Source organism: Nonomuraea mesophila, from assembly GCF_004352805.1.
In the GTDB taxonomy this organism is placed as follows: domain Bacteria; phylum Actinomycetota; class Actinomycetes; order Streptosporangiales; family Streptosporangiaceae; genus Nonomuraea; species Nonomuraea longispora.
In genome coordinates this window covers 59,325-73,306 of record NZ_SMLD01000008.1, presented here as the reverse complement: position 1 = coordinate 73,306, position 13,982 = coordinate 59,325, and the positions used below count along the sequence as shown (strand labels likewise).

The window sequence follows — 13,982 nt, the reverse complement described above, 5'->3', positions numbered from 1 at the left end:
CCTTCCAAAGGGGGGTGTACTCTGCGAGGCGATCTCATCATGCACCCGGAGGTCGCATGCCCCCCACGCGTGGCCGCCCCATCGCGCTGAAAATCCTCATCCTCCTCCTCGTCCCGCTGCTGTCCCTCGTGGGCCTGTGGGCGTTCGCCGCCGGCCTGACCGGCGGCGACGGCGTCCGGCTGCTGGCCATCAACGAGCTGGCCGGCAACCTGGCCATCCCGTCCGAGCAGGTCAACATCCACCTGCAGAAGGAGCGGCTCGTCTCGACGGAGTTCCTGGCCACCGGCCAGGGCGCGGGCCAGGTGGCCGAGCAGCGCAAGCTCACGGACCGGTCCCTGGCCACGTTCCAGCGGCTGACCAAGGCCCAGCAGGATCTGACCCCCGGCATGACCACGCAGCTCAAGGCCCTGAACGCCAGGCTCGGCCAGTTGCCCGACCTCCGGCGCGCGGTGGACGGCGGCACCGTCGCGCCGCTCGACGTCGTCGAGGGCTACAGCCAGATCGTGGACGCGTCCTTCCGCATGTACGACGCCATGGTGCTGGTACCCGACATGACCCTCTACAAGCAGGCCAAGGCGATCACGATGCTCGGCGAGGCCAAGGACATGCTCTCCAGGGAGCAGGCCGTGATCGCGGTGGTGCTCGCCAAGGGCAAGGTCGAGCCCAGGGAGCGGGGGGCGTTCACGGCCATGGTCGCCACCCGGCGGCTGCTGTACGCCCAGGCGCTCAACCACCTGGACGACGAGCTGCGCGGCCCGTACGAGCGGCTGGCCTCCTCGCCGGTCTACCTGGAGTTCATGCGCACCGAGGACGCCATCCGCAGCCAGCGGACCACCATCACCCTCCCGCCCACGGCGGCCACCTGGCCCGTGGACGCCCAGAACCTGTGGCTGGCCGTCGAACGCGACCAGAGCGCGGCCGTCCAGGGCATCACCCAGCGGGTCACGCCGACGGCCATCGGCATGCTGGTCAAGCTGGGCGTGGCGGGCGGCGTGGGCCTGATCGCCGTCGTCGCCTCCATCGGGCTCTCGCTGCGCTTCCGCAGGCGCCTGGTGAGCGAGCTGGCCGGGCTCCGCGACGCGGCCACTGAACTGGCCGAGGTGCGGCTGGCCGCGCTGATCAAGCGGCTGCGCGCGAACGTGGACCCGCCCACGCGCGAGGAGGTGGCGCCGCTCCACGTCACGACCAACACCTCCGAGGTGAACGACATCGTCAAGGCGTTCAACGAGGTGCAGTCCACGGCCGTCGAGGCCGCCCTGGGCCAGGCCAAGCTGCGGCACGGCGTCAGCCAGGTCTTCGTGAACCTGGCCAGGCGCAACCAGTCGCTGCTGCACCGGCAGCTGCTGCAACTCGACAGCATGGAGCGGGCCACCGAGGAGCCTGAGACGCTGGCGGACCTGTTCAAGCTCGACCACCTCACCACCCGCATGCGCCGGCACGCGGAGAGCCTCATCATCCTGTCCGACCAGGCTCCGGGGCGCGGCTGGCGCAACCCGGTGGCGGTGCACGACGTGCTGCGCGCGGCCGTGGCGGAGGTCGAGGAGTACGAGCGGGTCGAGGTGCTCCAGCCGCCGCCGGTCTCGCTGCTGGGCTCGGTGGTCACGGACGTGGCCCACCTGGTGGCCGAGCTGGTGGAGAACGCCACGCTGTTCTCGCCGCCGCAGACCAAGGTGGACGTGCGCAGCTCCAGCACCGCGCACGGCCTCATGATCGAGATTGAGGACCGCGGCCTCGGCCTGCCCCGCGTCGAGCTCGACGAGCTCAACGACCGGCTGTCGAAGGTGCCGGAGTTCGACCTGGCGCAGAGCGACCGGCTCGGCCTGTTCGTGGTCGGCAGGCTGGCCTCCAGGCACGGCATCAAGGTCACCCTGACGCCTTCGCCGTACGGCGGGCTGACCGCGATGGTCGCCCTGCCCTCGTCGCTGCTGGCCGACCAGCCGGTGCTCAGCGGCCGCTGACGGGGGTCGCGCCGGTCGGTGTGAGGCGCAGGAACGGCTCGCCGAAGTGCGCGGTGGCCAGGATCGCCCCCTGGCCTCGGAGCGCGGCGAGCGTCTGCGCCCGCGTGCGCGCGGCGGCCTCCTGGTCGTCGTCGTAGAGGTAGGGCAGGCCCGGATCGTCGAGCTGCACGGGGTGGAGGACGAGGTCGCCGGTCATGGCCACGTCGCCGGCCCGCACGATCTGGTGTCCGGGGGTGTGGCCGGGTGCGAGGTGCACGCGCACGCCCGGCGCGACGTCCGCGTCGCCCTCGACGACGTGCAACTGGTCCTTGATCGTGGAGACGACGTCGTCGAGCATCGGGCCGGCGGCGGCGTCGAGCTCGGCCTGCTGGAGCACGTAGCGGGCGTTGTCGAACGCGGGCCGGCCGCCCGCGACCGCGCCCGAGGCGTGGTCGCCATGCAGGTGGGTGAGGACGACGGTGCCGATCTCGGCCGGCGTCACCCCCACGGCGGCCAGCTCGCCGGCCAGCCTGCCGGGAACCGGCGCCCAGACGGCCGCCGGCGAGTCGTCGCCGCCGATGCCGGTGTCGACCAGCGTCAGGCGGCCGGCCGCGTCACGCAGCAGATAGCAGTGGAAATGCAGGACCCACGGCTCGTCGGGCAGGCCGCAGCCGGCGAACAACTCGGCGAGCGGGCGTCGGATGGCGGGGCCCATGGGGCCCACGGCGTCGCAGAGTGGGGTCACCTCGACGCCGGACACGGTGATCGGTCGGTGCGGCACCCGACAAGGCTACGCCGTCGTTCAGGCGGCGACCGGCTCGCGCGGGACGTATTCGTTCTCGACGTCGGCGGCGTAGACGGCGCGACGGCACTGGGCGCAGCGGTACATGATCGGGCCCTCGTCGAGCTCGTTGTGGCACCGCGGGCAGTTGACGGTCTTCATGATGCTCCCCCAGGAGTTCTCTTGGTCCTTATGGAACCCTCATCGAGTTGCAGGCATCCTGCATGCCACTAGATTTGACGCCGCCGCGCTGATGGGGGTTGTGCTCTTCGGTACACCGAGCGCGGTAATTTTCCTCACCCCGCGGTGTGGAGAAGAACATTGTCACGCGTCTACCCCGCGTTCGCCGGTCAAGACACGGGAACGGCCCTGGAATAGTCCAAGGGGGCTAGGCGTTTCATGGGTCAGATGGTGTGGTATGTTCCCACCAAGCGTTGAGCTCAGGTTCCGCTGATCTTCACCTTGCAGCCCCGCCCCGCTTCACGAGGGCCCGGCTCATCTTCCTTTCTCTCGCCGGCCCGCCATGGGTTCGGCACATTCCCCTGAGGGGTTCACCATGTCTGTGCACACAGTTCCACAGCAGCGTGCCTCCGCGTCGGTCCGTCATGTGACCGGCCTTCTGGACGTACGCGAAAAATCCGCATTCATTCGGGCGGGCCACCTGCCGGGACCCGGCGACGTCCGCCTCACCCCCGACAAGATCCGCCAGTACGATCTGCGCCCCGGCGACCACGTCACCGCCACCTTCGCCGGCAACAAGCTGGCCGACGTGGAGTCCGTCAACGGTTCCAGGCGATGGCGGGACCGCCCCCGCTTCGCCGACCTCACCCCCGTCCACCCGACGCAACGGCTCGGCATCGAGACCGAGTCGCTCAGCACGCGCGTCATCGACCTGTTCGCCCCCATCGGCAAAGGACAGCGCGGCCTCATCGTGGCGCCGCCCAAGGCCGGCAAGACCATGGTCATGCAGGCGCTGGCGGCCGGGATCTCCCGCAACCACCCCGAGGTGCACCTCATGGTCCTCCTGGTGGGCGAGCGGCCGGAGGAGGTCACCGAGATGCGCGCCACCATCGACGGCGAGGTCTTCTCCTCCACCTTCGACCACCCCGACCGCGACCACGCCGCCCTGGCCGAGCTGGCCGTCGAACGGGCCAAGCGGCTCGTCGAGCAGGGGCGGGACGTGGTGCTGCTGCTCGACTCGCTGACGCGGCTCGGGCGCGCGTACAACAATCTGGCGCCCGGCGGGGGGCGCGTGCTCACCGGCGGCATCGACGCCACCGCCCTCTACCCGCCCAAACGGTTCTTCGGCGCCGCCCGCGCCGTCGAGGGCGGCGGCTCGCTCACCATCCTCGCCACCGCGCTGGTCGACACCGGCTCGCGGATGGACAACAGCCTGTACGAGGAGTTCAAGGGCACCGGCAACATGGAGCTGCACCTGACCCGCGAGCTCGCCGAGCGGCGGCTGTACCCCGCCGTCGACCTCGACGCGTCGGGCACCAGGCGCGAGGAGATCCTGCTGCACCCGGAGGAGCGGCAGGTCATCTGGCGGCTGCGCCGGATGCTCACGTCGCAGGAGAAGCAGCAGGGGCTCGAGATGCTCGTCGGCAAGCTGCGCTCCACCCCCTCCAACGCCGCGTTCCTCCTCGAAGCGAGTGCATGACGTACGTGCACCAGAATGGGCGCATGCTGGCTGACATCGTCGACCTTCTGATCTGTCCCGTGTGCCGTACGGCGCTGCGGGTCGACGCGGCGACGGTGCGGTGCGCGCAGGGACACACGTTCGACGTGGCCAGGCAGGGATACGTGAGCCTGCTGGTCGGCGGGAGACCGCCGGGCACCGCCGACACCGCCGCGATGGTGGCCGCGCGGGCCGCCTTTCTGGACGCCGGGCACTATGCTCCTCTCGCCGCCGCGGTCGCGGAGACCGTGCACGAGCACCTGGCGCGGCGGGCAAAACATGAGTCCTCCACGGAAACCGGTGACGGCGGCGGGCTGAAGGCGTACCGTGGGGCGCACACGGAGGCCGGTGACGGCCCGTGGCCGGGGGGTCGCGGGTGCGGGCCGGGCAACGTCGACGGTCGTCGCGCGGAGGGCAGGGCCGCGCCGGTGATCGTCGACGCAGGAGCGGGCACCGGGCACTACCTGGCGGCCACGCTCGACGCGGTGAACGACGGCACCGGGATGGCGTTCGATGTGTCGAAGCACGCTGTGCGCCGGGCGGCGCGGGCACACCCGAGGGCGGGAGCGTTCGTGGCCGACGTGTGGCGCCCCCTTCCGATCCGGGACGGGGTGGCCGATGTGGTGATCGACGTGTTCGCGCCCAGGAACGGGCCGGAGTTCGGCAGGATTCTGCGGCCCGGCGGCGTCGCGGTGGTCGTCACTCCCGCGAAGGCGCATCTGAGCCCGCTGGTCGAGGAGCTGGGCCTGGTCTCCGTGGACGACGAGAAGGAGCGCAGGGTGGCCAGGAGCATGGAGGGGTTCACCGAACGTGAGCGGCGCCCGGTCGAGTTCGAGATGGAGCTGGCGCACGGTGACATCACCCAGGTGGTCGGGATGGGCCCCAGCGCGTGGCACACCGACCCGGCTACGCTCGATGAGCGAATTGCCGCATTTCTCTCTCTAAACGTCGCGAAAGGACGTCATAAAGTAGTGACCCGCGCGGCGTTTCACCTGTCTATCTTCGAGCCCGCACCCCGATCAAGTCCTGTTCCTTGACGGGCCGACGTTACCGATGTTACTGATGGGGCATTTAGTCCGAAATTCCCCCACATTTCCTAAGTATTTCCCCGGCACAGGCGCAATACTGGACGACATCCATCGCCCCGAGGCGAGGGACTTCAGATGGAGGGAGCGCGCCGGATGAAGGCGGAGGAACGCTGGCAGGCCAGGTTCCGGGCCTCGCGCATGACGCTGCCGTTCTGGGCTCGTCAGGCACCCAACCGCTCCATCTACCGTTCCAACGCCACAGGAACGTGGCAGGTCTACGCATGGGACCGCGTCTCGGGCGCCACCCGCCAGGTCACCGACCGTCCCAGGGGCGCCGTGTACGCCGCCATCGACCCGACAGGTCAGTGGATCTACTGGTTCGCCGACACCGAGGGCGACGAATTCGGCACGTGGTGGCGCCAGCCGTTCAACGGCGGCCCCGACGAACCGGTCGCCCCCGACGTGCCGCCGGGCCAGCCCGGCGGCATCGCCCTGTCCGCGACCGGACTCGCGGCGATCAGCCTGGCCGGCGGCGGCGCGTTCCGCATCCATCTCGTACGCGCCGGCGACCCGGCCACGCTCCTGTACGAACACGCCGAGGCCAACTGGGTGGCCGACCTGTCGCTCGACGGCTCCCTGATCGCCATCAACCACGGCGAATACTCCGGCTTCCGGCACCCGGCGCTCCGCGTGGTCCGCCCCAACGGCGACACCGTCGGCGAGCTCTACGACGGCCCCGGCAAAGGCGTCGTCGGCCTCGGCTTCGCCCCCGTCATGGGCGACCGCCGGCTGCTGGCCCTGCACGAACGCCGCAGCCGCAACGAACCCCTGGTCTGGGACGCGGTGACCGGCGAGCAGCGCGAGATCTGGCTGAAGGACCCCGGCGACCTCGCCGCCGAGTGGTACCACGACGGCCGCGGCCTGCTCATCCTGCGCGACGACCGCGCCCGTAGCCACCTGCACCGCTACGACCTCGCGGGCGGCGTGCTCAAACCCATCGAGACGCCGCACGGCGTGATCGACGCCGCCGCCCCGCGCCCCGGCGGCCACGTCGAATACTCCTGGTCGAGCGCGTCCCACCCGCCGGTCATCCGGTCCAGCAACGAGCAGGTCGTGGTCAACTCGATCGGCCCGGCCGCCCCGCCGAGCGTGCCCGTGGAGGACCTCGACGTCGAGGGTGAGGGCGGCCGCATCCACGCGCTGATCTCCAGGCCGGAGACGGGCGCCGCCCCCTACCCCACGATCTTCCTGCTGCACGGCGGGCCGGAGTCGCACGACCGCGACGCCTTCTCCCCCGAGGTCGCAGCCTGGGTGGACGCCGGGTTCGCGGTGGTGCGGGTCAACTACCGCGGCTCGACCGGCTACGGATCGGCCTGGCGCGACGCGCTGCGCAACGACGTCGGGCACACCGAACTGGCCGACGTGGCCGCCGTGCACCGGTGCGTGGTCGAGCGCGGCATCTCCGACCCCGGCCGGGTGGTGCTCGCGGGCTCGGGCTGGGGCGGCTACCTCACGCTGCTCGGCCTCGGCACCCAGCCCGACCTGTGGACGGCCGGCATCGCCGCGGTGCCGCTCGCCTGCCACCAGACGTCGTACGAGGACGAGGCGGAGAGCCTGCGGGCCTACCACCGGGCGTTGTTCGGCGGCTCACCCGACGAGCAGCCGGAACGCTACGCCGCCAGCTCCCCGATCACCTACGTCGAGCAGGTGCAGAGCCCGCTGCTGATCCTCGCGGGCGAGAACGACGCCCGCTGCCCGATGCGCCAGATCGAGAAGTACGTCGCCAAGCTGGCCGAGCACGGGCGCGACCACGAGGTCTACACCTACGACGCCGCCGCGGGGTCGCTGGCGGTCTCGGAGCGCATCACCCAGATCGCCTACCAGCTCGACTTCGCCCGCAAGCACGTCAAGCTCCACTGACCCTTGACATGTCGTAAGAAGTTGATCGACGGGCTCGCTTGATCGTCGGGCTGCTCCGCTGTCACCATCACGCCACCGCCGAGTCGGGAGGGCGTACTTGTGAGCTCCACCTTCGTCACGTCGCCGTGCTAGCGGGCGCGCAGCACCACGATCGCCAGGTCGTCGGCGCTCGGCTCGGAGGCGAAATCGGCCGCTCCTCTGCGGATGCGCTCGGCCACCGCCCTCGCCGACAACCCCGCGCACTCGGCCAGCAGCTTGGCCAGGCCGCCGTCGTCGTCGAGCAGCCGCCCGCCGGAGCGCCGCTCGGTCACCCCGTCGGTCACCGCGAGCAGCACGTCACCGTGGTCGAGGCGGACCGTGTCGGCCTCGAACATCACCTCGTGGAAGACCCCCAGCAACGACTGCGGGGTGGTCACCGCCTCCACCTTGCCGCTCGGCTTGAGCCGCAGCGCCTCCGGATGGCCCGCGGACACCAGGCGCAGCTCCAGCCCGGTCTCCACCGGCGTGATCTCGCCGTGCAGCAACGTGAGGAACCTGGCCCGCTCGCCCTCCTCCAGGATCGCCTGGTTGAGCCGGCCGAGCACGGCCGCGACGCCGTACCCCTCCCTGGCGAGCAGCCGCAGCGTGTGACGGGCCAGGCCGGTCACGGCGGCGGCCTCGGGGCCGGTGCCGCAGACGTCGCCGATCGCGAAGCGCCACGAACCGTCGCCCGCCTTGAACAGGTCGTAGAAGTCGCCGCCGACCTCGTTGGCCTCGCCGGCGGGCTCGTAGATGACGCCGTAGTCGAGGCCGGGGACCTCGGGCTCGTTGGGCGGCAGCAGGCTGCGCTGGAGCGCGCGGTTGGCGGCGGCCTGCTGGGCGTAGAGCCTGGCGTTGTCCATGGCGAGCGCGGCACGCCTGCCGATGTCCTCGGCGAACTGGATGACCTCGTCGGGGAAACGGTCGGGCCGGCCCAGGCACATCATGCCGATGCTGCGGCCGCGCGCGGTGAGCGGCACCGAGAGGACGTGCGAGTCGTTCAGCTGGAACGCCGAGGTGACCCTGGTGTCGGCTCCGTCGACGTCCAGGTCGTCGAGCTGCTCGCGCAGGCCGTCGATCCTGGCCTCGTCGGCGTGCCAGAGGTAGACGAGGCGCAGCGGGCCCGCGGCGTTGTCGGAGGTGTAGACGGCGCACCAGCTCGACAACCTCGGCACCACGACCTGGGCGACGATCGCGGGGACCATGTCGGGATCGAGCGTGCCGGCCAGCAGGTCGCTCGCGTCGGCGAGAAATCCCAGCCAGTGGGGGCCTCGGGAACTTTCCTCCAGCCATTCGGCTGCCACTTCGTCCACCGAGCCAGGTACCGTGATCCTAGCCCAATGGACACGGGAGTCACCCGCGAAGGTGACTCCCCACTCTTCGACATTCGCGGAAGGAGCCTTTGGATCACCCTGGGAGAGGTTTTGCTGCCGCAACTCGACCTGTACTGCATCCCCAAAATGCTTCCAAATCACCTCAAAGGGCTCGTCGGCGACTTGCTCGGCCAAGTCTCCCGCGACCTGCTCCGCGGTGTGGAGCACGCCACTGGTGGCCCACGCGGTCATCACCTCGCGCGTGAACCTCATCGCAGCGGTCACAGCGGCACCGCCCGGCGCGAATGTCGCAGCCAGCACCGCATGGGGAGAAGCAGTCATCCCAACGTGCCTACCACACTTCCCGTTGACTTGGGGTAAATCCAAGGACAGGACTACGAGCTACTCATCGTGACAGACTTGAATCACTCGCCGGAGCACGCCGCGAGTGAAGGAGGCCCCATGACCACGGCCAAAGCCACGCTAAGCCCGGAGGAGAGGACATACACCGAGTCGGATCTCGTGCCCATCCTGGAGACACTCTTCTCCTGGCGGGACGGCGACTTCCGGCGGCGGGTCCCTCACGCGCCTCCCGGCATACTCAGCGAGGTGCGGCTGCTGCTCAACGAAGTGGCCGACCGGCGCGAGCACCTGTCCAACGAGCTGACCCGCGTACGCAAGGAAGTCGTCAAGGAAGGGCGCTTCGGAGAGCGGCTGACCCCCGGTCCCGGCGTCGGCGCGTGGGCGGAGAGCGTCGAGTCGGTCAACATCCTCATCGACGCCCTGGTCAGCCCGGTGAGCGGCGCGGCCGACGTCATCGACGCGGTGGCCAAGGGCGATCTGTCACGACGCATCGACCTCGACCGCACGGCGCGCGGCGAGGTGCGGCGGCTGGGCAAGGCCATCAACGGCATGGTCGACCAGCTTGCGCTGTTCAACACCGAAGTGACGAGGGTCGCCCGCGAAGCGGGCACGGAGGGCCGGCTGGGCGGCTCGGCCAACCTGCGCGGCATGTCGGGCAGCTGGCGCGACCTCACCGAGGCCGTCAACACGATGTCGTCCCGCGTGGCCGCGCAGGTGCGCGACATCGCGGTCGTGACCACCGCCGTGGCCAAGGGCGACCTGAGCCGCAAGGTGACGGTCGACGCCGTGGGCGAGATGTTCGAGCTGAAGAACACCGTCAACACGATGGTCGACCAGCTGTCCGGCTTCGCCGAAGAGGTGACGCGCGTCGCCCGCGAGGTGGGCACGGAGGGCCAGCTCGGCGGCCAGGCGCAGGTGCCCGGCGTTTCAGGGGTCTGGGAAGACCTCACCGACAACGTCAACTTCATGGCCAACAACCTCACCTCCCAGGTGCGCAGCATCGCGACCGTGGCGACGGCGGTGGCCCAGGGCAACCTGTCGAAGAAGATCACCGTCGATGCCCAGGGTGAGATCCTGCAGCTCAAGGACACCCTGAACACCATGGTCGACCAGCTGTCGTCCTTCGCCGACGAGGTCACCCGCGTCGCCCGCGAGGTCGGCACCGAGGGCAAGCTGGGCGGCCGCGCCGAGGTGAAGGGCGTGTCGGGCGTCTGGAAGGACCTCACCGACAACGTCAACTCGATGGCCAACAACCTCACCTACCAGGTGCGCAACATCGCCCAGGTGACCACGGCCGTGGCCAACGGCGACCTCACCCGCAAGATCGACGTCGACGCCCAGGGCGAGATCCTGGAGCTCAAGTCGACCATGAACACGATGGTCGAGCAGCTGTCGTTGTTCGCCTCCGAGGTGACCCGCGTCGCCCGCGAGGTCGGCACCGAGGGCCAGCTCGGCGGCCAGGCCCAGGTGCGCGGCGTGTCCGGGGTCTGGAAGGACCTCACCGACAACGTCAACTCGATGGCCAACAACCTGACCTCGCAGGTGCGCCAGATCGCGGCGGTGTCGTCCGCGGTGGCCCAGGGCAACCTGTCCAGGAAGATCACGGTCGACGCCCAGGGTGAGATCCTGCAGCTCAAGGACACCCTGAACACCATGGTCGACCAGCTGTCGTCCTTCGCCGACGAGGTCACCCGCGTCGCCCGCGAGGTCGGCACCGAGGGCCAGCTCGGCGGCCAGGCCCGGGTGCAGGGTGTGTCGGGCGTCTGGAAGGACCTCACCGACAACGTCAACTTCATGGCCAACAACCTGACCTCGCAGGTGCGCAACATCGCCGAGGTGACCACGGCCGTCGCCAACGGCGACCTCACCCGCAAGATCGACGTCGACGCCCAGGGCGAGATCCTCGCGCTGAAGACCACCATCAACCGCATGGTCGACCAGCTGTCGTCGTTCGCCTCCGAGGTCACGCGCGTCGCCCGCGAGGTGGGCTCGGAAGGACAGCTCGGCGGCCAGGCCCGGGTCGAGGGCGTCGAGGGCACGTGGAAGCGGCTCACCGAGAGCGTCAACGAGCTGGCCGGCAACCTCACCACGCAGGTGCGCGCCATCGCCACCGTGACCAGCGCCGTCGCGCGCGGCGACCTCACCCGCTCGATCGCCGTCGAGGCGCAGGGCGAGCTGGCGGAGCTGAAGGACTACATCAACTCGATGGTGGCCAACCTCCGCGAGACCACCCAGGCCAACCAGGAACAGGACTGGCTCAAGTCCAACCTGGCCCGCATCTCCAGGCTCATGCAGGGCCACCGCGACCTCCTCGAGGTCGCCAAGCTCACGATGAGCGAGCTGACCCCGCTGGTGTCGGCCCGCTACGGCGCCTTCTACAGCATCGATCCCGAGGGCGACCACGAGCTGATGCTGATCGGCGGCTACGGCGTGCGCCCCGACCGGGGGCCGCGCCAGCGCTTCGCGATCGGCGAGGGCATCGTCGGCCAGGCCGCGGCCGAAGGTGAGCACATCATCCTCGACGACGTGCCGCCCGAGTTCATCACCATCGACAGCGGGCTCAGCAGGTCCACGCCCGCGCAGATCGTGGTGCTGCCGATCCTGTTCGAGAACCGCGTGCTCGGGGCGCTGGAGCTGGCCTCGTTCACGCCGTTCGGCGAGGTGCACCTCGACTTCCTGACGCAGCTCGTCGAGACCATCGGCGTCACGATGAACACGATCATCGCCAACTCCCGCACCGAAGACCTGCTGACCGAGTCGCAGCGGCTCACCAGGGAGCTGCAGGAGCGCTCCGACGAGCTGCAGCGCCAGCAGGAGGAGCTGCGCAGGTCCAATGCCGAGCTGGAGGACAAGGCGGCGCTGCTGGCCAAGCAGAACCGCGCGATCGAGATCCAGAACTTCCAGATCGAGCAGGCCCGCCGCACCCTGGAGGAGCGCGCCGAGCAGCTCGCGGTCTCCTCGCGCTACAAGTCCGAGTTCCTCGCCAACATGTCGCACGAGCTGCGCACGCCGCTCAACAGCCTGCTGGTGCTGGCCAAGCTGCTGACCGAGAACGCCGAGGGCAACCTGACCTCGCAGCAGGTCGAGTTCGCCCGTACGATCCACAGCGCGGGTTCGGCGCTGCTCCAGCTCATCAACGACATGCTCGACCTGTCGAAGGTCGAGGCGGGCCGGATGGACATCCACCCCATCCAGGTGTCGCTGCCGAAGATGGTCGACCTGCTGGAGGCGGCGTTCGCGCCGCTCGCGCAGGACAAGGGGCTGTCGTTCAGCGTCGAGGTCGAGCCCGACGTCCCGCAGGAGCTGCGCGCCGACGAGCAGCGCCTGCAGCAGGTGCTGCGCAACCTGCTCTCCAACGCGGTGAAGTTCACGCCGCGGGGCGAGGTGAAGCTGCGCATCTCCACCCCGCCCGCCGGGGTGCAGTTCGACGACGACACCCTGCACGACGCCGACGACCTGCTGGCCTTCCAGGTGGTCGACACCGGCATCGGCATAGCTCCCGACAAGCGGGACGTCATCTTCGAGGCGTTCCGTCAGGCCGACGGCACCACGAGCCGCAAATACGGCGGCACGGGCCTCGGCCTCGCCATCTGCCGCGACATCGCGCGGCTGCTCGGCGGAGAGATCCACGTCGACAGCGAGCTGGGCAAGGGCAGCACGTTCACCCTCTACCTGCCGGCCTCCTACACCGGCCCGCTGGCCGCGACCGACGGCGGCGCCGCGCGCCGGCAGCTCATGACCAAGCCGGCCTCGGAGCCCGCGTCGCCGGCGCCCGAGCCGCCGATGCCGCTCGACCTGCCGATGCCCGAGCTGGTCGAGACGCCGGCCGAGACGCCCGCGCAGTGGCAGGGCGACGATCCGCTCGCCGGCGCCAAGATCCTCATCGTCGACGACGACATCCGCAACGTCTTCGCGCTGACGAGCGTGCTGGAGCGACATGGTTCCACGGTCGTCTACGCTGAAAACGGCCGGGAGGGGATCGAGCAGCTCGAACGGAACGAGGACGTCGCGCTCGTGCTGATGGACATCATGATGCCGGAGATGGACGGCTGGGCGACGACGTCGGCGATCCGGCGCATGCCCCAGTTCGCCGACCTGCCGATCATCGCGCTCACGGCCAAGGTCATGCGGGGCGACAGGGAGAAGAGCATCGCCTCGGGCGCCTCCGACTATGTGCCCAAGCCCGTCGACGTCGACCGCCTGCTCGAACGCCTGCGCGGCTGGCTCAGCCGAGGACGCGGCTCCACGTCCGACTCACCGGCCGAAGGGTCGTGATCGATGACCGACCGTGCGAAGATCCTCCTCGTCGATGACCGCGAGGAGAACCTGATAGCCCTCGAGGCCATCCTCAGCTCCCTCGACCTGGTGCCGGTGCGTGCCCGGTCGGGCGAGGAGGCGCTCAAGGCGCTGCTCAACACCGAGTTCGCGCTCATCCTGCTCGACGTACGCATGCCCGGCATGGACGGTTTCGAGACGGCCGCGCACATCAAACGGCGCGAACGCACCAGGAACATCCCGATCATCTTCCTGACCGTCGTCGACAGCGCCCCCGACTACGCCTTCCGCGGCTACGCGGCGGGCGCGGTCGACTACCTCACCAAACCGTTCGACCCGTGGGTGCTCCGGGCCAAGGTGTCGGTGTTCACCGAGCTGTACAACATGAACAAGCGCCTGGCCGAGCAGGCGTCCCTCCTCAGGGAACGCCTGACCGGCGAGCTGCCGCCCGGCACCGGCGACCACGCGGCGGTGCTGCCCGAGCTGTCGCGCCGGCTCACGGCCGTGGAGGACGAACTGGCCCGGGTGCGCGAGCTGGCCCGCAAGTCACAGGACCCGGCGCTGGCCGCCCCGCTGGCCGACCTGGCCGACCGGGTCAACAGCCTGCGCGCGGGCTTCGACGCGCTGTCCTGACCCCTTTCCGGGGTCACTGGCGGGCGCGGATCGACG

At 70.0% G+C, this 13,982-nt stretch carries 9 protein-coding genes; 6 read left to right on the top strand and 3 right to left on the bottom strand.

The annotated features are described in order from the left end of the window. Positions 1–56: 56 nt before the first annotated feature. Positions 57–1,958, top strand: a complete 1,902-nt coding sequence (locus tag E1295_RS05075; RefSeq protein WP_132628477.1) for a sensor histidine kinase — start codon at positions 57–59, stop codon at positions 1,956–1,958. On the opposite strand, the gene E1295_RS05070 is transcribed toward E1295_RS05075, so the two are convergent. Both E1295_RS05070 and E1295_RS48490 read right to left on the bottom strand, forming a co-directional pair. Beyond that, positions 1,945–2,718 (bottom strand): MBL fold metallo-hydrolase, encoded by a 774-nt coding sequence (locus E1295_RS05070; RefSeq protein WP_246079852.1) that lies wholly within the window; start codon positions 2,716–2,718, stop codon positions 1,945–1,947. The genes E1295_RS05075 and E1295_RS05070 overlap by 14 nt on opposite strands. Positions 2,719–2,739: 21 nt before the next feature. After that, positions 2,740–2,880: a hypothetical protein gene (locus E1295_RS48490; protein ID WP_165959647.1), complete on the bottom strand. Its 141-nt coding sequence runs from the start codon at positions 2,878–2,880 to the stop codon at positions 2,740–2,742. 361 nt (positions 2,881–3,241) lie between these two features. Here E1295_RS48490 and rho point away from each other — a divergent pair, with 361 nt between their 5' ends. The 3 genes from rho to E1295_RS05055 all read left to right on the top strand — a co-directional run bounded on the left by rho (position 3,242) and on the right by E1295_RS05055 (position 7,344). Further along, positions 3,242–4,378, top strand: a complete 1,137-nt coding sequence (gene rho, locus E1295_RS05065) for a transcription termination factor Rho (protein WP_132628476.1) — start codon at positions 3,242–3,244, stop codon at positions 4,376–4,378. Between the two features lie 23 nt (positions 4,379–4,401). After that, positions 4,402–5,433 (top strand): putative RNA methyltransferase, encoded by a 1,032-nt coding sequence (locus tag E1295_RS05060; RefSeq protein WP_181957956.1) that lies wholly within the window; start codon positions 4,402–4,404, stop codon positions 5,431–5,433. 144 nt (positions 5,434–5,577) lie between these two features. Beyond that, positions 5,578–7,344: a S9 family peptidase gene (locus E1295_RS05055; protein ID WP_132628526.1), complete on the top strand. Its 1,767-nt coding sequence runs from the start codon at positions 5,578–5,580 to the stop codon at positions 7,342–7,344. Positions 7,345–7,472: 128 nt separating this feature from the next. Here the strand turns inward: E1295_RS05055 and E1295_RS05050 are convergent, their stop codons facing one another. Further along, positions 7,473–8,675: a PP2C family protein-serine/threonine phosphatase gene (locus tag E1295_RS05050; RefSeq protein ID WP_246079851.1), complete on the bottom strand. Its 1,203-nt coding sequence runs from the start codon at positions 8,673–8,675 to the stop codon at positions 7,473–7,475. 462 nt (positions 8,676–9,137) lie between these two features. Between E1295_RS05050 and E1295_RS05045 the strand changes: the two genes are divergently transcribed. Together E1295_RS05045 and E1295_RS05040 are read left to right on the top strand one after the other, a co-directional pair. Continuing rightward, positions 9,138–13,313: a HAMP domain-containing protein gene (locus E1295_RS05045; RefSeq protein WP_181957955.1), complete on the top strand. Its 4,176-nt coding sequence runs from the start codon at positions 9,138–9,140 to the stop codon at positions 13,311–13,313. A gap of 3 nt (positions 13,314–13,316) precedes the next feature. Next, positions 13,317–13,946: a response regulator gene (locus E1295_RS05040; RefSeq protein WP_132628475.1), complete on the top strand. Its 630-nt coding sequence runs from the start codon at positions 13,317–13,319 to the stop codon at positions 13,944–13,946. Positions 13,947–13,982 lie beyond the last annotated feature (36 nt).

Bases quoted from the DNA above. Each gene is read 5' to 3' on its own strand.
- E1295_RS05075 (WP_132628477.1), top strand. From the start codon at position 57: ATGCCCCCCACGCGTGGCCGCCCCATCGCGCTGAAAATCCTCATCCTC.
- E1295_RS48490 (WP_165959647.1), bottom strand. From the start codon at position 2,880: ATGAAGACCGTCAACTGCCCGCGGTGCCACAACGAGCTCGACGAGGGC.
- rho (WP_132628476.1), top strand. From the start codon at position 3,242: ATGGGTTCGGCACATTCCCCTGAGGGGTTCACCATGTCTGTGCACACA.
- E1295_RS05060 (WP_181957956.1), top strand. From the start codon at position 4,402: ATGCTGGCTGACATCGTCGACCTTCTGATCTGTCCCGTGTGCCGTACG.
- E1295_RS05055 (WP_132628526.1), top strand. From the start codon at position 5,578: ATGAAGGCGGAGGAACGCTGGCAGGCCAGGTTCCGGGCCTCGCGCATG.
- E1295_RS05045 (WP_181957955.1), top strand. From the start codon at position 9,138: ATGACCACGGCCAAAGCCACGCTAAGCCCGGAGGAGAGGACATACACC.
- E1295_RS05040 (WP_132628475.1), top strand. From the start codon at position 13,317: ATGACCGACCGTGCGAAGATCCTCCTCGTCGATGACCGCGAGGAGAAC.